Source organism: uncultured Nostoc sp. (assembly GCF_964245445.1).
In the GTDB taxonomy this organism is placed as follows: Bacteria; Cyanobacteriota; Cyanobacteriia; order Cyanobacteriales; family Nostocaceae; genus Nostoc.
Genome location: NZ_CAXTNE010000030.1, coordinates 17,609 through 43,194 on the forward strand (window position 1 = coordinate 17,609; position 25,586 = coordinate 43,194).

Annotated in this window: 19 protein-coding genes, 1 tRNA gene and 2 pseudogenes; 13 read left to right on the plus strand and 9 right to left on the minus strand. The window is 41.9% G+C overall.

All coding sequences use genetic code 11. The annotated features are described in order from the left end of the window. Positions 1–150 precede the first annotated feature (150 nt). Positions 151–866 (minus strand): annotated as a pseudogene (locus tag ACFE90_RS08010) (class I SAM-dependent methyltransferase). A 974-nt stretch (positions 867–1,840) separates the two neighbouring features. On the opposite strand from ACFE90_RS08010, the gene ACFE90_RS08015 reads away from it, so the two are divergent. From ACFE90_RS08015 to ACFE90_RS08025, 3 genes and pseudogenes are all read left to right on the plus strand, one after another. Continuing rightward, positions 1,841–3,073: a sedoheptulose 7-phosphate cyclase gene (locus tag ACFE90_RS08015; RefSeq protein WP_375499337.1), complete on the plus strand. Its 1,233-nt coding sequence runs from the start codon at positions 1,841–1,843 to the stop codon at positions 3,071–3,073. Between the two features lie 4 nt (positions 3,074–3,077). After that, positions 3,078–3,911 carry an O-methyltransferase gene (locus ACFE90_RS08020; protein WP_375499339.1) on the plus strand — a complete coding sequence of 278 codons (834 nt, stop codon included), beginning with the start codon at positions 3,078–3,080 and terminating at the stop codon, positions 3,909–3,911. A 156-nt stretch (positions 3,912–4,067) separates the two neighbouring features. After that, positions 4,068–4,202, plus strand: a pseudogene (locus ACFE90_RS08025) (ATP-grasp enzyme); the annotation flags it as partial. A 204-nt stretch (positions 4,203–4,406) separates the two neighbouring features. On the opposite strand, the gene ACFE90_RS08030 reads toward ACFE90_RS08025, so the two are convergent. Further along, positions 4,407–4,595 (minus strand): hypothetical protein, encoded by a 189-nt coding sequence (locus ACFE90_RS08030; RefSeq protein ID WP_375499341.1) that lies wholly within the window; start codon positions 4,593–4,595, stop codon positions 4,407–4,409. 612 nt (positions 4,596–5,207) lie between these two features. Between ACFE90_RS08030 and ACFE90_RS08035 the strand changes: the two genes are divergently transcribed. Next, positions 5,208–6,410, plus strand: coding sequence for an ATP-binding protein (locus ACFE90_RS08035; RefSeq protein WP_375499343.1), 1,203 nt, complete (start codon positions 5,208–5,210; stop codon positions 6,408–6,410). A gap of 79 nt (positions 6,411–6,489) precedes the next feature. Here the strand turns inward: ACFE90_RS08035 and ACFE90_RS08040 are convergent, their stop codons facing one another. Next, on the minus strand, positions 6,490–8,760 hold the full coding sequence (locus tag ACFE90_RS08040) for a RelA/SpoT family protein (protein WP_375499345.1): 2,271 nt from the start codon (positions 8,758–8,760) through the stop codon (positions 6,490–6,492). Between the two features lie 298 nt (positions 8,761–9,058). On the opposite strand from ACFE90_RS08040, the gene patD reads away from it, so the two are divergent. Continuing rightward, positions 9,059–9,412 (plus strand): heterocyst frequency control protein PatD, encoded by a 354-nt coding sequence (patD, locus tag ACFE90_RS08045; protein WP_375499347.1) that lies wholly within the window; start codon positions 9,059–9,061, stop codon positions 9,410–9,412. 216 nt (positions 9,413–9,628) lie between these two features. Here patD and ACFE90_RS08050 read toward each other — a convergent pair whose 3' ends face one another. Further along, the gene (locus ACFE90_RS08050) at positions 9,629–10,222 is read right to left on the minus strand and encodes a TetR/AcrR family transcriptional regulator (RefSeq protein ID WP_375499349.1); all 594 of its coding nucleotides are present in this window, start codon (positions 10,220–10,222) and stop codon (positions 9,629–9,631) included. 294 nt (positions 10,223–10,516) lie between these two features. Between ACFE90_RS08050 and ACFE90_RS08055 the strand changes: the two genes are divergently transcribed. The 6 genes from ACFE90_RS08055 (at position 10,517) to trxA (ending at position 18,935) form a co-directional block, all read left to right on the plus strand. Further along, positions 10,517–12,106, plus strand: a complete 1,590-nt coding sequence (locus ACFE90_RS08055) for a DHA2 family efflux MFS transporter permease subunit (protein WP_375499351.1) — start codon at positions 10,517–10,519, stop codon at positions 12,104–12,106. Between the two features lie 722 nt (positions 12,107–12,828). After that, on the plus strand, positions 12,829–13,554 hold the full coding sequence (gene cysH, locus ACFE90_RS08060; protein WP_375499353.1) for a phosphoadenosine phosphosulfate reductase: 726 nt from the start codon (positions 12,829–12,831) through the stop codon (positions 13,552–13,554). A gap of 68 nt (positions 13,555–13,622) precedes the next feature. Then, positions 13,623–14,876, plus strand: a complete 1,254-nt coding sequence (gene sbcD, locus ACFE90_RS08065; RefSeq protein WP_375499355.1) for an exonuclease subunit SbcD — start codon at positions 13,623–13,625, stop codon at positions 14,874–14,876. A gap of 1,144 nt (positions 14,877–16,020) precedes the next feature. Then, positions 16,021–16,551 (plus strand): YdcF family protein, encoded by a 531-nt coding sequence (locus tag ACFE90_RS08070; RefSeq protein WP_375499357.1) that lies wholly within the window; start codon positions 16,021–16,023, stop codon positions 16,549–16,551. Positions 16,552–17,002: 451 nt separating this feature from the next. Beyond that, a complete protein-coding gene (locus ACFE90_RS08075) occupies positions 17,003–18,166 on the plus strand; it encodes a GuaB3 family IMP dehydrogenase-related protein (RefSeq protein WP_375499359.1) in 1,164 nt (387 codons plus the stop codon). 445 nt (positions 18,167–18,611) lie between these two features. Next, the gene (trxA, locus tag ACFE90_RS08080; protein WP_229553437.1) at positions 18,612–18,935 is read left to right on the plus strand and encodes a thioredoxin; all 324 of its coding nucleotides are present in this window, start codon (positions 18,612–18,614) and stop codon (positions 18,933–18,935) included. Between the two features lie 148 nt (positions 18,936–19,083). On the opposite strand, the gene ACFE90_RS08085 is transcribed toward trxA, so the two are convergent. After that, positions 19,084–19,677, minus strand: coding sequence for a MarC family protein (locus ACFE90_RS08085; protein ID WP_100898836.1), 594 nt, complete (start codon positions 19,675–19,677; stop codon positions 19,084–19,086). 209 nt (positions 19,678–19,886) lie between these two features. Between ACFE90_RS08085 and ACFE90_RS08090 the strand changes: the two genes are divergently transcribed. Next, a complete protein-coding gene (locus ACFE90_RS08090) occupies positions 19,887–20,699 on the plus strand; it encodes a carbon-nitrogen hydrolase family protein (RefSeq protein WP_375499361.1) in 813 nt (270 codons plus the stop codon). 200 nt (positions 20,700–20,899) lie between these two features. Here the strand turns inward: ACFE90_RS08090 and fba are convergent, their stop codons facing one another. Beyond that, positions 20,900–21,979 carry a class II fructose-bisphosphate aldolase gene (fba, locus tag ACFE90_RS08095; RefSeq protein ID WP_375499363.1) on the minus strand — a complete coding sequence of 360 codons (1,080 nt, stop codon included), beginning with the start codon at positions 21,977–21,979 and terminating at the stop codon, positions 20,900–20,902. 204 nt (positions 21,980–22,183) lie between these two features. On the opposite strand from fba, the gene ACFE90_RS08100 reads away from it, so the two are divergent. Next, positions 22,184–22,336 (plus strand): hypothetical protein, encoded by a 153-nt coding sequence (locus ACFE90_RS08100; protein ID WP_375499365.1) that lies wholly within the window; start codon positions 22,184–22,186, stop codon positions 22,334–22,336. An 81-nt stretch (positions 22,337–22,417) separates the two neighbouring features. Here the strand turns inward: ACFE90_RS08100 and ACFE90_RS08105 are convergent, their stop codons facing one another. The 3 genes from ACFE90_RS08105 to ACFE90_RS08115 all read right to left on the minus strand — a co-directional run bounded on the left by ACFE90_RS08105 (position 22,418) and on the right by ACFE90_RS08115 (position 25,465). After that, positions 22,418–23,752 carry a sensor histidine kinase gene (locus tag ACFE90_RS08105; protein WP_375499367.1) on the minus strand — a complete coding sequence of 445 codons (1,335 nt, stop codon included), beginning with the start codon at positions 23,750–23,752 and terminating at the stop codon, positions 22,418–22,420. 710 nt (positions 23,753–24,462) lie between these two features. Further along, positions 24,463–24,534: transfer RNA gene (locus ACFE90_RS08110), tRNA-Lys, on the minus strand. 61 nt (positions 24,535–24,595) lie between these two features. After that, a complete protein-coding gene (locus ACFE90_RS08115) occupies positions 24,596–25,465 on the minus strand; it encodes an aldose epimerase (RefSeq protein ID WP_375499369.1) in 870 nt (289 codons plus the stop codon). Positions 25,466–25,586: the final 121 nt, after the last annotated feature.

Here is a 25,586-nt window from a genome sequence, read left to right on the forward strand (position 1 = left end):
TCCTTTACAGACCTAATGCGTTTATATATTAATTTTAATCAAGGGAAATAATGTTATTTATTGTGTTTTGTTACTATCAAGCTGTTAATGCTATAAATATCCATTGGAGACAGGCAAATCCCAAATTCAGGCATCCAAAATCTAAAATTTTCACAGCCAGCCACCAAACACCGCCAGACCATAATATTTCCAAAGTACTGCAACTCTCTTAAATCTAGCTTTGGTTAACATTTCTAAATGAGCATCTTAGCTAGCTAGCTGGTCTTGACTGGAGTAACCTTGGGTGCTACTTGCACCAAGCTTTGCGTGAATATTTGTTAAATTAGTTCCCAGTTGAACTGACCATTCTTCTCGTGCCGCCTTATAAACTTCTGCTAAGGCTGGTGATTCCGGTAAAATCGCGTCTGCATTCCAAAAACAGCCGTCTTTACTGAGGCTAGCAGCAATTCGTCCAAATAACTTCAATTTCATCTCGTCCTGGAGATGGTGGATTGCTAAAGATGAGACACAAGCATCAAATTCTCTACCAATATCAAATTTCTCTGGATTATCTGCCTAATCGCCAAAGTCTGCTTGTGTACCAGTCCAGTGTTGTTGATATCCTGCTGCTGTGATTTTATCTTGGGCAAATTGCAGCATTCACAGTGAGTAATCTAAGGCAACTACTTGGGCATCTGGAAAGCAGTTGAGTATCTTGAGACTAAGTTCGCTTGTACCACAACCTAATTCTAAAATACGCCGACTTGTGGTAGGTAAACAACTGCTAATTACCTCCAACATCTTATCATATCTCGGTAAGAGTTGGCGAATACCAGTGCCAAAATCAGCAGGTTGACAAATACCTCTCCGGGAAATAGCTGTTGCATGGTGATTGGAACAAATATACATATTAATCAATATTAATCATCTATCACTACTGAGGTACACGCTACATCGGCAGGAGCAACTTTTAGTATTAAAAAATATTCACTTAATATACTTTTGGCAGAATACATGTATCACATTTTATGTTAGTCACCAGCAAGTAATCTATTACTTTAGAATGAAAAAATCCCATGATTTGGAACGAAAAAGCCAACTTAACTCTTTTTTAAGATTTGTAAATATATAATTGATCGTGTATTGAGTTAAACTGATATGTGTAATTAGTAACTCTAATAAATTAAAATTTTGGGTTTTCAAAAGTTACTGACGTTGGTATATTAAATACTGAACAGAAAGTTAACTAAAACAAACTAAAAGTCCACTGGCATTCTGAATAAAACAGAGTGTAGCAAGTTTAGCGATAAAAGGTTCGAGAATAATGCTAAAAAACAGCGAACTGAAGGTTAATCAGGGCTGTAATCTTAAATGGAAGCCCGGAGATAAACTATTTATCCAGTTTTCTCTGTTAGAAATATTGCGAATTAAAACATTTGTAACTCTATATCCATAGCATAGATATAGCAAGTTCATCGTGAAGTTAATCTGCATTCAGGTTCATTTCCTAGAAGTTTATACTGGAGTTAATCTAAATTAAGGTTAACTTGCTGAACTCAGGTCAACAATCCCAAAAGAGCGCAAGCGTTATGACGATAAATTTTTAATGGGACTAGTTGATTAGTCTTAAGGCGATCTAAAATTAGAGGTTAGCCTACAACAGAATTTATCTAAGTACATGGACTTGTTGAGTAACATCGCAAGCCATCAATAGAATGAGCTTTTATAGGGAAAGCTTGCTTTAGAGTGCCTTTAATTTAGGGCGACTAAGAGCATCATTTGTTATTGCCATGCACTAGGTTAAATCGAAAATATTGCCTGAATTCTTACAAATTTTTCAGTTCTATCAAGGTCAAAAATAATGAGTAATGTTCAAGCATCGTTTCAAGCAACAGAAGCTGAATTTCGCGTGGAAGGTTACGAAAAAATTGAGTTTAGTCTTGTCTATGTAAACGGCGCATTTGATATCAATAACAGAGAAATTGCAGACAGCTATGAGAAGTTTGGCCGCTGTCTGACGGTGATTGATGCCAATGTCAATAGGCTATACGGTAAGCAAATTAAGTCATATTTTAAACACTATGACATTGATCTAACTGTAGTTCCCATTGTCATTACCGAGCCGACTAAAACCCTTGCAACCTTTGAAAAAATTGTTGACGCTTTTTCTGATTTTGGCTTAATCCGCAAAGAACCGGTGTTAGTAGTGGGTGGTGGTTTAATGACTGATGTAGCTGGGTTTGCGTGTGCTTCTTACCGCCGCAAGAGCAACTACATTCGTATTCCTACTACACTGATTGGTTTGATTGATGCAGGTGTGGCGATTAAGGTTGCGGTCAACCATCGCAAGTTAAAAAATCGCTTGGGAGCGTATCATGCTCCTTTGAAAGTTATCCTTGATTTCTCCTTTTTGCAAACATTACCAACGGCTCAAGTTCGTAATGGTATGGCGGAGTTGGTCAAAATTGCTGTTGTTTCAAACTCTGAAGTCTTTGAAATGCTGGATGAGTATGGCGAAGAGTTGCTGCGTACTCACTTTGGATATGTGAATGGCACAAATGAACTGAAAGCGATCGCTCATAAACTCAATTACGAGGCAATTAAAACTATGCTGGAGCTAGAAACTCCTAATTTGCATGAGTTAGACCTTGATCGCGTCATTGCCTACGGCCACACTTGGAGTCCTACCTTAGAGTTAGCTCCGATGATACCGTTGTTTCACGGTCATGCAGTCAATATAGACATGGCTTTGTCTGCAACTATTGCTGCAAAACGTGGCTACATTACATCAGGAGAACGCGATCGCATTTTGGGCTTGATGAGTCGTATAGGTTTATCAATCGATCATCCTCTACTAGATAGCGATTTGCTCTGGGATGCTACCGAATCTATCAGCTTGACGCGAGATGGTAAACAACGTGCAGCTATGCCAAAACCCATTGGTGAGTGCTTCTTTGTCAACGATTTCACCCGTGAAGAATTAGATGCAGCTTTAGCTGAACACAAACGTTTATGTGCTACATACCCTCGTGGCGGAGATGGGATTGACGCTTACATAGAAACTCAAGAAGAATCCGAACTATTGGGAGTGTGAAAACATGACCAGTATTTTAGGACGAGATACCGCTAGACCGATAACCCCACACAGCATTCTGGTAGCGCAGTTACAAAAAACCCTCAGAATGGCAGAAGAAAGCAATATACCTTTAGAGATATTGACTTCTCTGCGTCAAGGCTTGCAATTAGCAGCAGGTTTAGATCCCTACCTGGATGATTGCACTACCCACGAATCGGCCGCATTGACAGCACTAGCACAGAAGACCAGCAAAGAAGACTGGAGTAAACGCTTCAGTGATGGTGAAACAGTGCGTCAACTAGAGCAGGAAATGCTCTCAGGACATCTTGAAGGACAGACACTAAAGATGTTTGTCCATCTGACCAAGGCCAAGCGCATCCTAGAAGTGGGAATGTTCACAGGATATTCAGCTTTAGCGATGGCGGAAGCGTTACCAGCCGATGGGCAACTCATTGCTTGTGAGGTAGACTCCTATGTGGCCGAATTTGCTCAAACTTGTTTTCAGGAGTCTCCCCACGGCGACAAGATTGTTGTAGAAGTAGCACCCGCACTAGAGACACTGCACAAGCTGGCGGCGGCAGAAGAATCATTTGATCTGATCTTCATTGATGCCGACAAAAAGGAGTATGTAGAGTACTTCCAAATTATCTTGGATAGCTATTTGCTGGCTCCCAACGGATTAATCTGCGTAGATAATACTTTGTTGCAGGGACAAGTTTATTTACCATCAGAACAGCGTACTGCTAATGGTGAGGCGATCGCTCAATTCAACCGCATAGTCGCCGCAGATTCTCGTGTAGAGCAAGTTCTGTTACCGATCCGAGATGGTATAACCCTGATTAGACGCTTGGTGTAACAGGCGCTTCTCAATTCAAAGCATCACAAAAAGGGAATTTTATAGCGATTCTAATTTGGATGCAATACCCGTAGGGGCGCACAGTTGTGCGCTCCTACAAAAAACCGCATTCCACGTAAAGGAAAAACTTATGGCTCAATCAATCTCTTTAAAATAGATGATTCTCTACCATTTTTAACTTTGCATCATTGGCAGATTACTTTACTTTTGCTACAAAATCTGCAACAACTCAAAGGCAGGGTCAAGATTGACTTCAATATCGGTAAACTCGTGGAATTAGGGGGCGATTAAGTAATATCATGTCCGCTTGATTGCTTTATTCATGCTCTTTATTTTTTCTGCGATCGCTCCAGTACTCAGAATAAAAACTCTCTGAAACTCTTATTTCTCCGTGTCCTCTGTGTCCTCTGCGGTTTGATTTTCCCTTACCTGTGCGTAAGTCTTGCTTCTATTGAGTGCAGCCTTACTCTCTTCATTTTTTCAACAAATTCACTATCAATTTTGCAACGCCTTTTTATTACTACCCAACGTTTCATTGATAGCGGTTATTAATAAATCATTGAGATGGATTCCTGCTGCTTTCGCCATAGAATAAATCACACTTTTGGGAACAAAATAACAATACAATCCGGCTTCTAAGAACCAAGGTTGTCCCTTTGGATCGATCCAGAAGTCTACTGGCATGATTTATCTTCTTGAGTAAATTTTAATGGTTCTTCAATGCTGAATAAAATATCTATCGCACTTATTATCATATAGTTAATATGGCTGAACCAATTAGTAATGTCAGTTTTTTGCTTGGTGCTTTAAAACAATAGTTAATAGCAAAAATTGGTAATTTATTAATATTTTTAATTGCTAAAATTGAGATAAAAAAATAACTCTCAATTACACCACAAAACATTTATGCTAGAGATATAATCTCTACGGCCTACTGAAGCGACAATAAATGTAACATTTTGGCAGTGTGAAAAAGAGTTCTCGGTTACGGTGCAGACTCTTTGTAATAAATCTCTTCACTTTTTTTATAATCTGCAAAGCAATATGTATTTAATTTTTCAACAATAGTATGTTAGATAAATAAGACTTGAAGAAGTTGAGTTATCTTACTCTATATCTACTTGGTTAAGCGATCGTTCTTGTATTGATCGTGAAATAAGCTAAAGTAATTAGTTCAGTAATCAACTATCTTTTCACTAACCTCCATCTTCCGTCAGTTGCCAACTTGACATCAAATGCACTAAGCTAGCTCTAGCGCAAGGGGCTTCGCGCTGACTCTGTTTGGTTGGGCAAAAAATGGATTTTAGTCAAACTTTAATTGCAAAAAGTGATGCCATTCTTGATCAATGGGTAGAAGCGGTTTACCAAGATGAACAAATTGAAGCTACTAATGAACTTACTTTCAAAGCTGTACGGGATAGCTTACCCCGCGTTTTGAAAGCATTAGCAACAGTACTTTCTGAATCGGAAACGAGCGATTTGCAGACAGTAGTAGATGCAAGTTTAGAACACGGTACACTCCGCGCCCAACAGGGATTTGAGCCAGCCGAAATTGCGCGAGAGTATCGTTTACTCCGGTTTGTGATTTTTTCCTTTTTAGAAGAAGATTTATTACAAGGATCTGCACAAGATGTGCTAAGGGCTGTTCGCCTAATTGATACAGTAATTGATGAAGCGATCGGCCGTTGCTTTAACAGTTATACTCAAGGACGATTACAAGAGCTTAAACAACTGCAAAGTCAGTTGCGGTTGACTAACCAAGAACTAACTCGTTTAGTTCGCGCTAATAAAGATAGTCTCTCTCATTTGGCTCATGAACTGAAAACGCCTCTCACTTCAATCATAGGTTACGCAGACTTATTTCTACGCCAGCAGCGTAAACAATCAGATATTAAAGATACCTATGGAAATCTTGAAAGTATCGAGCGAGTTCTCAAGAGTGGTAGACTTCTTGTCCGGTTGATTAACGATACTCTGGAAATTTCGCGCTATGATGCCGGACAGATGAAATTGCAGCCTACTTTAACCGATGTGCGTAGTTTAATCAACTTTGTTTTAGAGATGATTGAGCCATTAGCGCGTGCTAAAGAATTATCCTTAGTTGTTGAATGCGATCGCGCTCCAAGTCAAGTTATCACAGATCCTCTTCGGCTTCAACAAATTCTGACAAATCTGCTGAGTAACGCAATTCGCTACACAGAATCTGGTTCAATTCATTTGCAGTGCTGGACGCTATCTCAACAGCAGTGGGCTATTTCCATTACTGATAGTGGTATTGGTATTTCTTTAGATGCTCAAACACAAATCTTCAATCCCTATTTTCGTGAAGTAACTGCTCCCCAAGTACAAAGTTCTGATGGTACAGGATTAGGTTTAGCAATAGTCTCTCGATTCGTTCAGTTAATGGATGGTGAAATTAAAGTAGATTCACAGCTAGGAAAAGGGTCTACATTTACAGTAATTTTGCCATTAGAAGCCATCGCCTATGACCAGGGCTGACTATTTTAAGGAAATTTGAAAGTAAAATCGCAACTTAAACTGGTGCGTTACACTGCGTTAACGCACCCTAATGGCGGATCTACTCGTCAATTTGACCAACGCGGCGGATATTCAAAATGTCACTCATTTTCTTAATTTGGACAAACACTTGCTCTAATTGAGAGCGATCGCGTATATCTATTCCTAAGTCCATCAATGCAGGTTGACCAACAGAGGTTTTCACCTGAGCATGGCGGACATTGATTCCTTGGTCGCTCAACCGTGACAAAATATCCTTTAGTACCCCTACGCGGTCAAGAGCTTCAATTTGAACATCAACTGGGTACGTATGCGGACGACCACTATTTTCGGCGGCTGGGTTCCATCTAACTGGTACTAAGCGCTCATACTCCACAGTTTCCAGATTATTGCAGCCTTGGCGATGAATTGAAATCCCCCTACCTCGCGTCACTACACCAATAATTGGTTCGCCAGGAATCGGGGTACAACACCCAGCTAAATAATACACCAACCCCTCTACCCCAATAATTGGCGAATCACTGGCGCGGGAGATAGGTGCAGGTGCATCCCGCAAAGCTTTTGATGTAGTTGGTTCTTTGGGGATAAATGGCGACACGGTGGAAATTGGTTGTTGTGCCTTCACCACTTCTCGCCAACGATTTAGCACCAAGTTCAATGTCACTTCTCCGTAACCCAAACCAGCGAGTAAATCGTCCACGCTGTGGTAGTTACACTTTTGGGCGACAGTCTCCATTGCATCCGACTTCAGCAAACTATCAAAACCAGTTTTACCAAGTTCCTTTTCTAACAATTCCCGTCCACGGGCGACATTTTCTTCCCGACGCGATCGCTTGTACCATTGTTTTATCCGATATTTCGCCGCCGAACTTCTGACAAAGTTCAACCAATCCAAACTTGGATGGCAGTTCTTTTGGGTGAGAACTTCTACAATATCGCCATTGTGTAGCCGCGTTGACAAAGATACCATTCGCCCATTCACCCGCGCCCCTGAACAATGGTTTCCCACTTCCGTATGAATGCGATATGCAAAATCTACAGTGGTGGAACCTGGGCTTAAAGGAACAACATCCCCCTTAGGGGTGAAGACATAGACATCATCTTCAAATAAGTTATCTTTGATGCTATCAAGATATTCTTGTGCATCCTTGAGATCGGTTTGCCATTCGAGCAGTTGTCGCAGCCAAGTAAACTTGTCATCTGTGCCTGTCAAATGGCTAATACTAGAACCTCCAGTTTCTTTGTACTTCCAATGGGCAGCAATCCCATACTCGGCGATATGATGCATTTCGATTGTCCGAATTTGCACCTCTAAAGGACGGCCAGTTAGTCCGATCACCCCAGTATGCAACGATTGATAACGGTTAGGCTTTGGTAGTCCAATGTAGTCCTTAAATCTCCCAGGAATTGGGCGAAAAGCATCATGAACCACCGCCAACGCCCGATAGCATTCCTCATTGCTTTGAACAATAATCCGCAGCGCCGCCAAATCGTAAATTTCATGAAATTCCTTTTGTTGGCGGTGCATTTTTTGGTAAATGCTATAAAGGTGCTTGGGACGACCGCTAATATCCTGAAAGCGGATTCCAGCTTGCTGCAAACGCTCTTGCAACATTTTCGTAGCTTTAGCCAATTTCTCTTCTCGTGCCGTCCGTTTTTCAGAAACATGCTCTTGCATTTGCCGAAAAGCTTCCGGTTCCAAATACTTAAAAGCCAAATCTTCCAGTTCCCATTTAATTCGCCAAATCCCCAAGCGATTGGCTAAAGGTGCGAAAATATCTCGCGTTTCCTGGGCACTGCGGCGGCGGCTGGCTTCTGACATATATTGTAAAGTTCGCATATTATGCAAACGATCTGCCAATTTCACCACAATTACCCGAATATCTTGCGCCATTGCCAAAAACATTCGCCGGAAGTTTTCGGCTTGGCTTTCGGTTTTGCTGGTGAAATTGATTTTAGAAAGCTTGGTGACACCTTCAACCAATTGCCGCACTTCTGGGCCAAAGCGTTCTTCTATTTCTTGACTTGTGACTTCTGTATCTTCAACGACATCATGAAGAAATCCAGCTGCTATCATGGCAGCACTGCCTCCCAAGTCATGTAGCAAGTCGGCTACAGCGATGGGATGAGCGATGTATGGTTCTCCCGATTTGCGGAATTGACCTTGATGCAGTTGGAAAGCAAATTCAAATGCGCGACCAATTAAGACTGCATCACTATGCCTTCGCTCATCTTCTGGTGCGCCGCTAGTTGTGGATGACTCCTTCAAACATTTCTTTAGCCATTCTGGAATGGTTATATCAATTGATGAATTTATAGCTAGACTGCTCATACAATTAAGTTTGGATAGGATCGGTAGATTAAGTGAATGATAAATAAAACTGGCAGCATCATACTAAGAAGATGCTGTTGCCCAGAGAGGGGTAGAAAAAACAGTGTAAGGATAGATTCTCCAATTGCCGACGGTAGTCATCCAGTTTGAGTTTCAAGGATTATAAAGAAAGAAAATCCATTGATGGCAAACAAAGCCTCAAATGCTGATTTGAGGCTTTTAGTGCTGATAAGTCTTTAAGAAAGTTTATTGTAGAAGAAAAATTACTTGACATTAATACTATCTTAACTAGCACTGGATGTCTTTAAACCGTGAGAAATATTTGGCACTCGTAACCTTACTAGAGCAATTACGCTCCGATGCCACAACTACCCCAATCATTGCGTCTGAACTGCGGCAGCGTGTAGCCTCGTTGCAGCAATTCTTTGGGCAGGAGATTGTACCTTTGGCTGATGAGAACTGGCGAGTGCAGTCTTATCAAACCGAAATGAGCAAGCAACTGCGCTTGTTGGCAATAGATGTGATGTTTTTGCAAGGAGCGCGGCAAGCATCTACTGCACAAACGAGACTTCAAACGATTAGCGATCGCTTGACAACCCTCATTCAATACTGTAATGCCATCCTGGAACCAGAAGCGGAAGGAGAAAAATAACAATTGTTTACCTTTTTCTCTAATTAATCCATCATCTCATTTATGACCTTTGCTGGAAAGTTATTTTGGCAACAAGTTGGGAGTGGGGAGTGGAAAGAGGCAGAGGGGCTCTTAGCTGGGAGCAGAGGAGAAAGAGAAAGAGGTAATTTTTTATTCTCCCCCTACCCCCTGCTCCTCTGCTTCTTCCTCATCTCCCTTATCTTTCTCGACTCCCTTTTAACTAACACTAATACCCTTCAAAAGAAGATTTATTGTGCGGCGCATATATGCTTCTACTGGCTCGGTTGTGGGTTTGAATATCAGTGCATAATATAGTGACCCGCTTACAAGGTCAATAATTAAGTCTACGTCTGCATCCTTGTGAATTTCGCTTCTAGACTTGGCACGCTCAAGTACTTTAGAAAAGGCTTCACGTCGGAGTTTCGTATATTTTGTCCAGTAAACCTCTGCAAACTGAGGATTCTTAGACGCTGTACTAATTATTAAGGCGAGTGTCTGACGACCAAGGGGACTATCTATTTTTTTGGCGGCATTATTTATCAAAATATCCATGTCTCCCCAAAACCTGCCAGTATCAGGGATCACTAAATCATCTCTCAAACTTTCTATTGCGTCTGCAACTAGTTCTTCTTTGGAAGTGTAACGCCGATAGATAGTCGTTTTACCAACTCCAGCACGAGAAGCGATCGCTTCTATACTCATGCTTTCATATCCTACCTCTGCAAGCAAATCCAAAGTCGCTTGCACAATAGCCTGATCGGCGTGGATGCTGCGTGGTCGTCCAGAAAGGCTGTTGATTTGCTTACTCATAAAATATCATCCCCAAGCAATATCTTCTTTGCCATTTACTCCTACCTTCGGGCATAGAACATAGCCTATAAAAAACAAATAAGCCCTATAACCCAATTCTCATGCATGAAAACAGCAGCAGTGACCATCCATCCTTAGCATAGGTATTTCTGCCACTTTTCATTAAATTCTCCCTTGACCGTTTTAATATGATACGCTACCGTAGCGTTTGTATACAAAATTTAATTTTAGCTTCGGCGTTAGTGTCCCAACCAAGGCATTGCTTAACATCTCCCAAATATTATTTATGTAACAATGGCTACCAATATTAAAAGTTCTAGTTTTGACCAATTTGGTTATGTCCACGGGCCATTGAAGTGGGCGATCGCTTTTACGGCTTCCCTTGGTGCGGTCTTAGAAGTAATTGATACTAGTATTGTTAACGTAGCTCTCACCGATATCCAAGCGACTTTGGGTGCAACTGTCAGTGAAGTGGGTTGGGTAGTTAGCGGATATGCGATCGCTAACGTCGTCTTAATTCCCTTATCGGCATGGTTGGGAGATTACTTTGGGCGTAAAACCTACTTTATCTTCTCACTGATTGGTTTTACCATTTCCTCCGTTTTATGTGGGCTGTCCTTGAATCTACCGATGTTGATCGTTGCCCGAATTCTCCAAGGTTTATGCGGTGGAGGGTTGCTAGCAAAAGCCCAGGCGATTTTATTCGAGACTTTTCCCCCGGCTGAACAAGGTTTGGCCCAAGCAGTTTTTGGTGTAGGTGTAATTGCTGGCCCGGCAATTGGCCCAACCTTGGGAGGATTCTTAGTAGATGGTTTAGGCTGGCGCTGGATTTTCTTTGTTAACATTCCCTTTGGAATCATTGCAGTAGCGATGTCTTTGGCGTTTTTGCCAAAGAATAAAGACAGGAACAAGGCTCAAAACCAAGCTGTTGATTGGTGGGGAATTGGGTTTTTAATCGTGGCTGTGGGTAGCATACAAACTGTATTAGAAGAAGGGGAGACAGACGACTGGTTTTCTTCTGGTTTCATCGTCACTCTGGCTATCCTGGGTATTATCGGCTTGGGGTTGTTTATTTGGCGAGAACTGAAAACAGATCACCCTGCTGTGGATTTGAGAGTTTTGCGTCACCGTTCTTTAGCTGCGGGAAGCGTTCTCTCAGCAGTGGTGGGTATGGGGCTTTATGGCGCACTTTTTGCTGTGCCAATATTTGCTCAGAGCGTACTTCAATTTACGGCAACACAAACAGGATTATTATTAGCACCTGGGGCTTTAGCGTCTGCGATCATTATGGTTTTATTAGGCAAACTGTCTAGTATAGTTGATGCTCGATTTTTAATTGCAATGGGCGCTGTCGGATCATCTGGAGTCATGTTTCAATTGGCAGCAATTACCCCACAAACCGGCACAGACGATTTATTCTGGCCATTAGTATGGCGCGGAGCTTTTACTGTGTTGATGTTTCTGCCTTTGAGTTTGGCAGTTTTAGGGCCGCTACCCAAACAAGATGTTTCTGCCGGTTCTGGTTTTTACAACCTGACTCGACAACTAGGTGGCAGTATCGGCATTGCCCTACTTACTACTCTGCTTGACCAAAGACAGACTTTTCATCGAGCCATCCTATTAGCAAAACTTAGCCCTTATGACCCAGAAACCAATCAGCGTCTCGACTTGCTCAATGGGGCACTCCAAAGCCAAGGCATGGATGCGACAACAGCGCAACAACAAGCACTAGCTTTATTAAGTCAAACAGTAGATATTCAAGCTGCTGTTTTATCTTACGCAGATTGCTTTCGAGTCGTAGGGGTAGGGTTCCTTTGCTCATTACCTCTGTTATTATTCCTGGGTAAAGGCGGTGCAGAAGCGAAAGCGCCAATCGGTCACTAGTAACGCAAGGCGGAAGTCAACCCTTACGGGGAAGTCAAAAGTCAAAAGTTACGCATAATAATTGTATTCCGAGTTTCTTGTGCCATTTAAAATGGTATGTTTATTTCCGCGCCTGCTGTACTAGGGGTAAATAGCGATCGCATCCCAATTTTAAATTCTCTAATTGCAAAACTACGTAAAAACACGCCTTCCAAATTATTTTCTACTGAAAGTCATAGAAGAAAGTTAATATACACAGATTTTCTGGATAATAAAATTAAAAGCCCCACTCAGTTTTGAGCAGGGCTATGTGAAGTTTTATTGCTAAAATTAGAAATGTTTATCTTAGAAAAAGTTCATTATTGTAATAACGCTAACACTGGTCAACATCATTAAAGCGCCCATGATTATAGATTCACCTAAGCGATTGGGGGATTTTGAAGTGTTCATTTAAGTAAAACCCTTTTTATTAATTGTTTCTTAACCATATCAAAATCAGTATAAATATCTATAAAAATATTGTAAAACTTAAATTACCGTAAAGTTTCTTAGTAAATCCTGTTGTTTTTACTTACGTATTCGTTTTGACTGAATCCTAAAAATAAGACAATGCCCCATTCCCCATGCCGATAATGTAGTATTTTCCGAACAGAAGAATTACCTTATCTCCGAGCGGAATATGTACCTTTGTGGATTAAAATAAATCTTAGGTCAAGGTAAAAATATTTGAACAGAAGATTATCATGACAGTATCTACGGCATCTAGAAACCAAGCGATCGCTTTTGACTTAGAAAAATTAAATCAGCAATTTGAAACTGCCACTCCCAAAGAAATACTGGCATGGTCTATAGAGAATATCCCAACGGGACTGGTGCAAACAAGCGCCTTTAATGTGGATGATATGATAATTACCCATATTCTTTACAGTGAACTGAAGCATCCCGTTCCTGTGATTTTTCTCGATACCTTGCACCACTTCCCTGAAAGCCTAGAATTAGTAGCCAAAGCCATACAAATCTACAACCTGGATCTGCAAACTTTCAAAACTCCAGATGTAGACACCCGCGAAGCCTTTGAAGCCAAGTACGGCGACAAACTTTGGGACAAGGATATTGCCCAATTTCACCACATTACAAAAATTGAACCACTGCTACGGGGTCTAGACGAACTCAATAGCGTCGCTTGGATTACTGGACGCCGCCGTGACCAAGCAGTAACCCGTGCCAATATGCCCATATTTGAATTAGACGGTAAAGGTCGGCTGAAAGTAAATCCTATAGCTACCTGGACACGCCAAGACAGCTGGGTTTACGTAGCTGAACACGGAGTCATCTACAACCCTCTACACGACAAAGGTTATCCCAGCATCGGCGACCAACCCATTACCACCAAAGTAGGTGAAGGCGAAGACGAACGCGCCGGACGCTGGCGGGGAAGTGATAAAACAGAATGCGGAATTCATATTTAGTCATTGGTCATTAGTCATTAGTCATTAGTATTAAACAAAGGGCAAATGACTAAGGACTAAGGAAAAATATGATTAAAATCCTCCATCTCTCCGACATCCACATGGGAAGTGGCTTCTCCCACGGACGAATTAATCCAGAAACGGGATTAAATACACGACTGGAGGATTTTGTCAATACCTTATCTATATGTATTGACCGAGCGCTGACAGATGCTGTTGATATGGTGATATTCGGTGGCGATGCTTTCCCGGATGCGACACCACCGCCTTATGTACAACAAGCTTTTGCCAGCCAATTTCGCCGTCTTATGGATGCCAATATTCCAACAGTGCTGTTGGTAGGCAACCACGACCAACATTCCCAAGGGCAGGGAGGTGCAAGTTTAAATATTTACCGCACTTTGGGAGTGCCAGGATTTGTTGTCGGTGACACATTAACTACTCACTGCATCGAAACCCGCAATGGTAAAGTGCAAGTAATCACCCTTCCTTGGCTCACCCGTTCAACTCTGATGACTCGCCAAGAGACTGAAGGTTCATCTTTGGCGGAAGTCAACCAACTATTAACCGAACGCCTGCGAGTTGTTTTAGAAGGGGAAATTCGCCGTCTTGACTCCAATGTGCCAACTATCCTTTTGGCTCATTTGATGTCTGACAATGCCACCTTGGGCGCAGAACGCTTTTTGGCAGTAGGTAAAGGCTTTACTCTGCCCTTATCTTTGCTAACGCGACCTTGTTTTGATTATGTAGCCTTGGGACACGTCCACCGCCACCAAAATCTGAATAAATCCAATAACCCGCCAGTGATTTACCCCGGAAGCATTGAGCGGGTAGATTTTAGTGAAGAAAAAGAAGACAAAGGCTATGTGATGATAGAACTGGAGCGGGGAAAGGCTGAATGGGAATTTTGTCCCTTAACAGTTCGGACTTTCCGCACCATTGAAGTGGATGTCTCGAAAGCAGATGAGCCGCAAGCGGTGTTAATGAGTGCGATCGCTAAATATAATATTCAAGATGCTGTAGTACGGCTAATTTACAAACTCCGCTCTGAGCAAATGGATTTAATTGACAGTTCCTCTTTACATACTGCTTTAAGTCCCGCTCACACCTACACCATTCAAGCAGAATTAGTGAGTCAATTAGCTCGACCTCGCATTCCTGAATTGACTGCAAGTAGCAGCATCGACCCAATGGAAGCCTTGAAAACTTACTTGAACAACCGCGAAGACCTTAAAGACATAGCAGCATCAATGATGGATGCAGCACAGAAGTTGCTAGCCGATGATGTGGAAGTCTGGCTAGAACCAGCAACTACTGAGTAGGTTAAAATAATTCGTAATTCGTAATTCGTAATTAACAATTATTCAGAATTTCTGCCAAAGTGAGACGCTGCGCGTAGCTTGCTTCCCCGTAGGGGTACGGTAGAAATTAAAGTTTTAGAGGTATTTTATATAAGTCCTATTTTCTCCTTCCCACAATTTATAGGACTAATATTTGATTTCTGAAAAAGCTCGGTACAACTCGAAAAGCCTAATTCCCTATTTCCTATTCTCTACTACTTCAGCTTCACTCAGTACAAGTCCTCACTCCCCACCTATCGCGCTTGCGCTGCGCTTCTCTGCGAGACGGTTTGCGAACGCGCACCACATAGATAATTTCAAAAATCAAATACGATTTTTATATGACGCAAACAATCCAACCAAAGGTCATTGACTTACGCTATTTAATTGATAACTTTGGGATTCAGTTAGTTTTCGATGATTTCTTTGTTGGTATTCAACGAATTACAGTTGAGATATGAGTCAATCAATCTATCTAACCCCCTTCCCGACGTTCTAAGGAGGAAATTTTAAAGTCTCTGATACCAGATGCTTCAAGTCGGCAAAGCCGCCCTACGCAGTGGCTCCTCCTTTTAGGAAAGAGAAATATAGTGGTTCCCGACCTAGTGAGGTACGTTTCTAAAGCTACTAAGCTTGGTGAGCAAGATTTGGGTGTACCTCAGTTGCTTAAAAAACGCTATAAAAGTGAGGTTTTCCAAATGACCTAAATTTTCATCTTCTAATACCATTTCACGAAAAATCTGATACAGATGCAAACCCTGAAAGCTTTGCTGCATCTAAGTTTTTTCATTGCGTTAGCGTAGCGTTAGCGAGTCCGCGAGCGTCATTGCGAATTGCGAATTGTGAATTGGTATAAATGGGGTTCTTTGAGAAGATGCTAAAACCCTTTGATGGATTGTTCGATATCGGTTAGGATAATCCATCAATTAGAGGAAAAACTTCAAGCGCGCTTAATCGCGCTGCAACATGAAAACCACCCAAATATAAATTTGGACAGACTTTATAGGAGTTTGCTACTCTACTATCAATTGTTGTTTTTCTTCTAGCCAGAGGAAATTTTGGACTCAGTATATAAAATTATCGAGCCTTGAATAAGCTATTTTTTACGGGTAAATCTTTTCGTTTTATGGCTTTTGTTCTACCGCTAATCATTTGGTGGGGATACAAAGAAGTACAAAACCAATTTGTACAGCCGCAAGCAGTTGTAGTATTGGGTGGTTCAACGAGACGTTTAGAGCGAGAGAAGTTTACGGCCGAATTTGTCCGCCAGCATCCAAATATACCAATTTGGATTACTGGGGGTAGTCCACCTACATTTACTCAACGAGTGTTTACCAAAGCTGGTGTTGATCCCAAACGTTTACATTTGGATTATGAGGCCGTAGATACAGTTACTAATTTTACTACGTTAGTAGATGATTTGCAAGCTCGTGGCATTAAGAGCGTTTATTTGATTACTTCAGATTTCCACATGCGCCGGGCTTGTGTCATCGGCGAAATTATTTTGGGTAGTCGAGGTATTTATTTAAAACCAGTGCCCGTTCCTTCAGAAAAACCCCCTGAATCTATTGGAAAATCTGTTCGCGATGGAGCTAGAGCGATACTTTGGATAGCAACTGGTTATACTGGTGTGAATGTAGTCAAAAATAAACGGTAAATCAAACTAATTTTGGATTTTGGATTTTGGATTTTGGACTTTGGATTATGGAATTGAAAATCTTCAGATTCAAAAGGTTTATCGATTTGGAACTATACAAACTTTTTCAATTTGGTATCATTTATGAGAATTTGCCCGATCTTGATCTAAGTCAATATAGGCAAATTCAGAAAACTAATGCTAATAATATTGAGACTAGCTAAGTAATAATAGACACTATCATTGTACAATTGCCGGAAACTAGCGCAACACCAACCTTCAAAGAACACAATATAAAAAATAATTAACAATTTTTGCTCATTTGTTTGCCTGGTAAATACTTTGCGTCCATAAAAGTTTCGAGCGGCGGCTTGGGGAACTCGAATTTATCTGTGTAGTTCAGGGAAAAAACGCCCCAACTTATCTCACAATTTGATACCCTAGCTTAAACAGATTTGAGAAAAATTAAAGCGTGGAAATTCAACTTGGGCGGGGAAAAACAGCTCGCAGAGCTTACGGAATAGATGAAATTGCTTTAGTCCCTGGTAACAGAACACTAGACCCCAGTTTGGCAGATACTAAGTGGCGTATTGGTAATATTGAGCGAGAAATCCCGATAATTGCTAGTGCGATGGATGGTGTCGTAGATGTTCGCATGGCTGTACGTTTGTCACAGTTAGGAGCATTAGGTGTCCTGAATTTAGAGGGTATTCACACTCGCTATACTGACCCAGAGCCAATATTAGATCGGATTGCCTCTGTGGGGAAAGATGAATTTGTTGCCCTGATGCAAGAACTCTATGCCGAACCAATAAAGTCAGAATTAATTGAACAACGGATTCAGGAAATAAAACAACAAGGTGGTATTGCGGCGGTAAGTGCAACTCCAGCCGGTGCAAGTAAATACGGTGAGGCAGTAGCCAAAGCTGGGGCAGATTTATTTTTTGTACAGGCTACGGTAGTTTCTACTGCACATCTGTCACCAGAGTCTTTAGTACCACTTGATTTAGCAGAATTTTGCCGTTCCATGCCCATCCCCGTGGTGTTGGGGAATTGTGTAACTTACGAAGTCACTTTGAATTTATTGAAAGCTGGGGCGGCTGGGGTACTGGTGGGAATTGGGCCTGGTGCCGCTTGTACGTCCCGTGGGGTGTTGGGTGTGGGTGTACCACAGGCAACTGCGATCGCAGATTGTGCAGCAGCACGAGATGATTACTACAAGGAAACTGGCAACTATATTCCTATCATCGCTGATGGCGGTTTAATCACCGGTGGTGATATTTGTAAATGCATTGCCTGTGGTGCTGATGGTGTGATGATTGGTTCCCCCTTTGCTAGAGCAGCAGAAGCCCCAGGACGAGGTTATCATTGGGGCATGGCGACTCCCAGCCCAGTGTTGCCCCGTGGCACCCGGATTCGCGTTGCCACCACCGGTAGCCTAGAGCAAATACTCGTTGGCCCAGCAGGACTAGATGATGGCACTCACAATCTTTTAGGAGCCTTAAAGACGAGTATGGGCACTTTAGGAGCCAAAAATATTAAAGAAATGCAACAAGTAGAAGTTGTGATTGCGCCTTCCCTATTAACCGAGGGTAAAGTTTATCAAAAAGCTCAACAATTAGGTATGGGGAAATAAGGGAATAGAGAATGGGGAAAAATGAAGGAGATGAAGAAGCAGGGGGCAAGGAGCAGGGGGCAGGGAGCAGGGAGAGATGAAGAAGCAGTTCTTGCTGGGGGCAAGGGGTAGAATAAAAAATTACCTCTTTCTCTCTTCCCTCTGCTCCTTGCTTCCTGCCCCTCTGCCTCTTTCCACTCCTCAATTCTTCAATAAATTTTTCCAGCCCCCTAAACAATTGCTGGAAAAATCCGATATGTCACCTACAATAGAGATAGCGGAGACGAATGTTTCCGTTCACTCCTCACACCACACTCCGCCCGGACTACTGTTCGGGCGGTTCCTTATGTTTATAAATAAATTCTAGAGCTTCTTTGCAAATGTACATCCTCGCACTTCCAAGCTGAGGTTTTTGCTATGGTAGAATTTTCACCAAGTTCAGATATTATTGACGAAGGTTTTAGGCATGTCAACAGCCGCGCAAGTTACCGATTCTAGTTTCAAGCAAGAAGTACTCGACAGCGAGGTACCCGTTTTAGTTGACTTTTGGGCACCCTGGTGCGGACCATGCCGTATGGTAGCTCCTGTTGTCGATGAAATCTCCGAACAGTACAAAGGTCAAATTAAGGTCGTCAAAGTCAACACGGATGAAAATCCTCAAGTTGCTAGTCAGTACGGCATCCGCAGTATTCCCACATTAATGATTTTTAAAGATGGACAAAAAGTGGATATGGTAGTCGGCGCTGTGCCTAAAACTACATTAGCTTCCACTCTCGAAAAGTATCTTTGAAACTCAATTGGCAATAAACTCTTCTTGAGTTATCCATCTTGTTCTAACTTTAGGTTAATTTTTATAAACAAGTTTGAGAGACGAGAAATTCGCGCCTCTCAAACTTGTTTACATTTGTATACACTTTCAGAATATTTTTAGGAGTTTTCTAGCTCAAAAACAACTCCCTAATTCCCGTACTACCAATTTCCACGGCTAGCGCCGCCAACAAAAAACCTAAAAGTTGAGTCACAATCACTCCACCTTCTGCACCAATCCACTGGTCAATCAGATTTGCTAAACGCAAAATTAACCAAGTGACAAACATCGCTCCTAAGATACCTACCACGACAGCAATATGCGGACTCTGTGATTTCGACATCAACAACATCACCGTTGTCAAAGTCCCCGGCCCAGCTAACAGTGGTAAAGCGAGTGGAGTAATTGCAACATCGCGTCCTTCTTCAATAATCGGCTGATCTAATTCTCCCCGCAGCATTTGCAAAGCAATTAACAGCAACAATAGTCCTCCTGCTACTCGCAAAGAGCCGATACTGATTTCTAAGTAATTTAAAATTATTTGCCCTGCAAAGGCAAATAGCAAAAGAACTACAATCGCAATGACAATTGCTTTATCTATAACTTTGTTTCTTTGGTCTGGCATCATGCCCTTAGTCAAAACTAAAACAATCGGTATATTGCCCACAGCATCCGCCAAGACAAACACAGCGATAAATGTTTGAATGAGAATAGAAATATCCACAGTAGACAGTTTTTATCAAGGTTTGATCACAACCTAATCTTTATCTTGCTCAGTTTGCTATAACCCAGAGGAAGATTAAGATCAGCATAAAACAAGTCTGGTAAAGAAAATCTTGGCTGAGGCATTTCTAATTAAGTTCCACAGATGTTGAAGTAGCGATATATTTTGATAATCTATCTTCCATAAATCAACTGTTCGTTGTTGAATCTATGAAGTCTTATTTAGCCGCCGCTATTCAATTGACCAGTGTGTCCGATTTACAAAAAAATTTGGCACAGGCTGAAGAATTAATAGAGCTTGCAGTGCGTCAAGGTGCTGAATTGGTAGGTTTGCCAGAAAACTTTTCCTATATGGGAGAAGAAAAAGACAAACTCGCGCAAGGCGATGCGATCGCTCTTGAAAGTGAAAAATTTCTGAAAAAAATGGCTCAACGCTTTCAAATTACGATCTTGGGCGGCAGCTTTCCAGTTCCGGTAGACAATACAGGCAAAGTTTATAACACCACTCTACTTATCGACCCAAACGGTCAAGAACTTTCCCGCTACTACAAAGTACACCTATTTGATGTTGATGTCCCCGACGGCAACACCTATCGGGAATCCAGCACGGTTGTGGCTGGTACGCAACTACCACCTGTGCATTTTTCAGAAAAGCTTGGTAATTTAGGGCTTTCCATTTGTTATGATGTCCGCTTCCCTGAACTGTACCGTCATCTGGCAGATAAGGGAGCTGATGTTATCTTTATTCCCGCCGCCTTTACCGCCTTTACTGGCAAAGACCACTGGCAAGTACTACTACAAGCCAGAGCCATCGAGAATACCGCCTACGTCATTGCTCCTGCCCAAACAGGCAATAACTACGCCCGCCGTCTAACTCACGGCCACGCCGTTATTATCGACCCTTGGGGCGTAATTTTAGCCGATGCTGGGGAAAAACCGGGAATTGCGATCGCAGAAATCAAGCCCACTAGGCTCGAACAAGTCCGTCGTCAAATGCCATCTTTACAACATCGGGTGTTCTAGGGAGTGGGGAGCAGGGAGTAGGGAGCAGAGTTTTCCCCTTTGCCCGCCGCACCCTGCCCCTCTGCCTCTTTTCAGTGCCCCATTCCCAGCCTTTATAAGAAAACAAAAAACCGGGTAAACACCCGGTTTCTGACAACATTAAAATCATCAGTTTTTTAGGAGCATAGTAAAACTATGCTCCTATTTGTTTGTTGTCAAAATTAAACTTTAGCAGCTGCCTTGGTAACAACGTTGAGTTCACCCTTAGCATACTTAGTAGCAAAATCTTCTAAAGAAATTTGCTTAATTTTGCTTGCGTTGCCAGCTGTGCCAAATTGCTGATAGCGTTCAGCACAAACCTTCTGCATGTATGTGATAGAAGGCTTGAGGAAGTGACGGGGGTCAAACTCCTCTGGTTTTTTAGCCAAAGCTTCACGTACAGCAGCAGTAATAGCCAAACGGTTGTCGGTGTCGATGTTTACTTTACGTACACCACTCTTAATACCTTTTTGGATTTCTTCTACAGGTACGCCGTAGGTTTCAGGAATTTCACCACCATACTGGTTAATCAGTGCAAGCAAATCTTCAGGTACAGAAGAAGAACCGTGCATTACCAAGTGGGTGTTGGGCAAACGGCGGTGAATTTCTTCAATGCGGCTGATGGCCAAAATTTCGCCAGTCGGTTTGCGAGTAAACTTGTAAGCACCGTGGCTTGTGCCAATGGCAACAGCCAAAGCATCTACTTGGGTTGCTTCTACGAAGTCAACAGCTTCATCGGGGTCGGTTAGCAGTTGTGAGTGGTCGAGTGTACCTTCAAAGCCGTGACCATCTTCAGCTTCACCAGCACCAGTTTCTAGAGAACCCAAACAACCGAGTTCACCTTCAACGCTGACACCCAAAGCATGAGCTACATTTACAACTTCGCGGGTAACATTGACGTTGTATTCAAAGCTAGCGGGGGTCTTAGCATCAGCTTCTAAAGAACCATCCATCATTACGCTGGTGAAGTTGTTCTTAATTGCTGAGTAGCAGGTAGCAGGAGCATTCCCATGATCTTGGTGCATGACAATGGGAATGTGAGGATAGGTTTCTACTGCTGCCAAAATCAGGTGGCGTAAAAAGTTTTCTCCTGCATAATTACGAGCGCCGCGTGAAGCTTGCAAAATTACGGGGCTATCTGTCTCGACAGCAGCCTTCAGGATTGCCTGAATCTGCTCCAAATTGTTAACGTTGAAAGCTGGGATGCCGTAACCGTTTTCAGCTGCATGATCCAACAGCAGCCGCAGTGGTACAAGCGCCATAGATAGTCCTCCTAATGTGGTTGTCAGCTAGTCTGTGTGAGAGAAGCGTAATTATTACGCTAAATCTTAAGAGTTTTTTCAACTTATAGGAAATTATAACTAGTGTCGTGTGTCTATGTTGAAAAAGTTTACGCCATCGCTCATAAACATGCCCTATACTTCACCTATTCTACTGTATGGTAAGCTACCCTACGTTTAAAGGCTTTGGTAGCTCTGTATCCTAGATTGCTGACTAAAGGTAAGCGCCTACGACGGTTGGGAACGCTTTTCTGCGAGACGCTACGCGATCGCGATCGCACTCAAACTCAAACCATCTGCAAAATTTCAATTAAAATCAAAAGCGATCGCATTTCCTAAATGAATGATCGGGGATCGCTCTTTCTAAGTCTTCAAATTCAGTAGACCGAAAAGTTCTGCACTAAAGTTAAGATTAGATACTTACATTTCTAAAACATTGTTTAGACACTTCTGTCGAATCGGGATCTCAATTACAAACTCGGTTTCCTGACCGGGTATGGAATGGCACCGCAATGAGCCATTATGCTTCTCAGTAACAATCTGGTAGCTGATCGACAACCCCAATCCAGTCCCCTTGCCAACTGGCTTAGTGGTAAAGAATGGGTCAAACAATCGTTCTTGAGCGAATTTTGGGATACCTTGACCGTTATCTACAATCCGAATCTGTACATGATGTGAATCAAGCATCTTAGTACAAATCAGAATTTGACTGGGCTGTTGCTCAATCTCGCGAAATGTACGCTGTAGGTCTCGTTCTTCAAGGGCATCGATTGCATTGCAAATGATATTCATAAACACCTGGTTCAGTTGAGAAGCTTTGCACTCAACCAACGGCAGGTTGCTATAATTCTTAACCACTTTAATTTCCCGGTCAAACTTGCCTTTCAGGCGATGCTGCAAAATCATCAGCGTACTATCAATGCCCTCATGGATGTTGACCTGTTTGATCTCAGATTCGTCCATACGGGAGAAGTTCCGTAAAGAGCGCACAATCGTTTGAATCCGCACTGCTCCAACTTCCATTGAGGAAAGTAACTTGGGCAAATCTTCTAGCAGAAAGTCTAGGTCGATCTCCTTGCTTTCGTACTGGATTTCCGTTACCGGACTGGGATAATGCTTTTGATACAACCGCAGCAGTCTTAATAGGTCTTGAGTATAGTCATTGGCAGGCTTGAGGTTGGCATAGATGAAGTTCACTGGGTTATTAATTTCATGCGCCATCCCAGCGACTAACTGTCCTAAACTAGACATTTTCTCATTTTGCACTAGCTGAGTTTGCGTTCGCTTCAGTTCAAGTAAGGTAGTTTCCAACTCAGTTGCTTTCTGACGCAGATGAGCTTCTGACTCTTGCAAAGCTTTTTCAATTTGTTTACGAGTACTGATATCACGAGCAATTTTAGAGGCACCAATGATTGTACCTGTCGAATTTTTAATCGGAGAAATTGTTAGCGAGATATCAATCAGTGTCCCATCTTTGTGTTGACGCACAGTTTCAAAATGTTCAATTCGTTCTCCTTGCCTCAATTTCTGAACAATTTGGGTTTCCTCGTTGATGCGATCGGGAGGAATAATTATTGTCCCATGTTGACCAAGCACTTCTTTTACCTTATAGCCAAATATTCTTTCTGCACCAAGATTCCAGCTAACAATTACTCCATCTAAGGTTTTGCTGATAATGGCATCTTCAGAGGACTCTACAATTGCCGCTAGGCGAAACAAAGCTTCTTCAGCTTGCTCGCTTGTCAAATTTTCCATATTAATTTACTTCCTAAATTAATAGATAAAGGGCATACCTAAATTCTTGACTATTGTGCGTTCTAATATCAAGTCCGGGTGATTACTTATAATAAAATCTCTCAAGTAGGTTGGGTTAAACGGCAGTGAAACCCAACATGAACAAGGATAAAATGTTGGGTTTCGTTCCTCAACCCAACCTACGGTTATTATAAGTGTTTAACCGAACCTGATATAAATACTCTTTTTTTGTTCTTATAAAAGGAAAAGAGTCAGTCTTGCACAACTTTAATTAGTATTCCCTTAAGTATTAAAGAATTAACATTTAAGTTTTTATGATTTTTGTATAGTATACTTATATACAAAATTTGGGTTTTTAAGCCATATTTTACAGCCAACATCAGTAAATAAGCATTTTGAGTTTCCAGACCTGCTAAGGAAATAAAAGCTTTTTACTCAAATTCACCTGCATCTGTTACTTCCTATTGAAAAGCTCAAATTTAGTTATTCACATTCAGCCCGCACTAAAGTAGCCGTAAAATTACTGAGATAAGCTGAAAACTTAGTAATTTCAATTAATCTGTAATCTTTCTTTTATCTTCAGCAAAAAGCGATCGCTCATCTGATTTTTTATTCCCTAGAGCGATCACATTCACAAAATTTTACTAACAATAAAACTCGCCTCTGCGCTCATCTCATAAGCTTCAGCGAGTACTCCTTAAACTTTTATATGGGTCGCCCGGGATTCGAACCCGGAACTAATCGGTTAAAAGCCGAGTACTCTACCGTTGAGTTAGCGACCCTTTCGCTGCATTTCGCAACTTTGCCATCATAGCACAGATATCTGTAGATTTGTAAAGAGGTTTAGAAAAAATTAGCAGTCAACCTTATAGATGCTGTATGGCTAGCTCCTGGTGCTAACACAGTCAGGTTATCACCAGTATTGAGAGAGTTACGGGTGGCACTCCACGGTTCTAGACAGTAGAATTCTTTGCCTTTGACTGTCCAAAATACCAGGTAGGTAGAGAAATCATCATAATCTAAGGTGAGTTTTAACTTCCGGCTGCGATCTATCGCAGTGGCCGATTGACTCGTTAACTGTCCAAAAGCAAAATCAATTTCATCACGACTAAAGTCAAAATTGCCATCAAAAGAGTGAATTTCCTTAGTTTGATTGTCTTGATACTGCTTAGAGGGAATTTCAAGCTCTAACTGAGTTTTATCACCACACAGAAAGTAGGGATGGAAACCAGCCGAAAAGGGCATTGGTGTGGATGACAAGTTTTTATACTGCTGGCGGACTTCTAGCGTATTACCTTGAAGTTCGTAGCTGAAAGCCAGCTGAAAATCAAAAGGATAAATAGCCTTGGTTTGCTCATTGCTATCAAGAACGACAGTGAGACTAGCTTTATCTCCAGTTTCTTGTTCTGTTGCTTTCCACGGCAATTCACGGGCAAAGCCATGTTGTTTGAGAGTATATTGTTGCCCGTTATGAATGTAAGTATTATCTGGTAGATTGCCACAAATAGGAAACAAAATTGGATTCCCACCTCTGACACTCAACTCAGGATGAGTAAAACGTTCAGTGTCCAGGTAAAAAATTTCTTGCCCTTGAATGCGCCAACGAGTGATGATACCACCGCGTTCTGGTACGACTTCTAATTGAGAACCTGCGGCTTCATCAGAAAGAATGTAGGTCTTGTACTGTTGCTGTTGAACTGCAATGCTAAACACAAATTTTAGTCCTGGGATTAGGGATTGGGGATTGGGGATTGGGGATTGGGGATTGGGGATTAGGGATTAGGATTAAAATAACTCTTTCCCAGTCCCCAGTCCCCAGTCCTCAGTCCCCAGC

Excerpts from the sequence above, each read along its gene's own strand:
- sbcD (WP_375499355.1), top strand. The coding sequence starts at position 13,623 with ATGATTAAAATCCTCCATCTCTCCGACATCCACATGGGAAGTGGCTTC.
- patD (WP_375499347.1), top strand. The coding sequence starts at position 9,059 with ATGTCTTTAAACCGTGAGAAATATTTGGCACTCGTAACCTTACTAGAG.
- ACFE90_RS08030 (WP_375499341.1), bottom strand. The coding sequence starts at position 4,595 with ATGCCAGTAGACTTCTGGATCGATCCAAAGGGACAACCTTGGTTCTTA.
- fba (WP_375499363.1), bottom strand. The coding sequence starts at position 21,979 with ATGGCGCTTGTACCACTGCGGCTGCTGTTGGATCATGCAGCTGAAAAC.
- ACFE90_RS08050 (WP_375499349.1), bottom strand. The coding sequence starts at position 10,222 with ATGAGTAAGCAAATCAACAGCCTTTCTGGACGACCACGCAGCATCCAC.
- ACFE90_RS08055 (WP_375499351.1), top strand. The coding sequence starts at position 10,517 with ATGGCTACCAATATTAAAAGTTCTAGTTTTGACCAATTTGGTTATGTC.
- trxA (WP_229553437.1), top strand. The coding sequence starts at position 18,612 with ATGTCAACAGCCGCGCAAGTTACCGATTCTAGTTTCAAGCAAGAAGTA.
- ACFE90_RS08070 (WP_375499357.1), top strand. The coding sequence starts at position 16,021 with ATGGCTTTTGTTCTACCGCTAATCATTTGGTGGGGATACAAAGAAGTA.
- ACFE90_RS08020 (WP_375499339.1), top strand. The coding sequence starts at position 3,078 with ATGACCAGTATTTTAGGACGAGATACCGCTAGACCGATAACCCCACAC.
- ACFE90_RS08090 (WP_375499361.1), top strand. The coding sequence starts at position 19,887 with ATGAAGTCTTATTTAGCCGCCGCTATTCAATTGACCAGTGTGTCCGAT.
- ACFE90_RS08015 (WP_375499337.1), top strand. The coding sequence starts at position 1,841 with ATGAGTAATGTTCAAGCATCGTTTCAAGCAACAGAAGCTGAATTTCGC.
- ACFE90_RS08035 (WP_375499343.1), top strand. The coding sequence starts at position 5,208 with ATGGATTTTAGTCAAACTTTAATTGCAAAAAGTGATGCCATTCTTGAT.
- ACFE90_RS08105 (WP_375499367.1), bottom strand. The coding sequence starts at position 23,752 with ATGGAAAATTTGACAAGCGAGCAAGCTGAAGAAGCTTTGTTTCGCCTA.
- cysH (WP_375499353.1), top strand. The coding sequence starts at position 12,829 with ATGACAGTATCTACGGCATCTAGAAACCAAGCGATCGCTTTTGACTTA.
- ACFE90_RS08040 (WP_375499345.1), bottom strand. The coding sequence starts at position 8,760 with ATGAGCAGTCTAGCTATAAATTCATCAATTGATATAACCATTCCAGAA.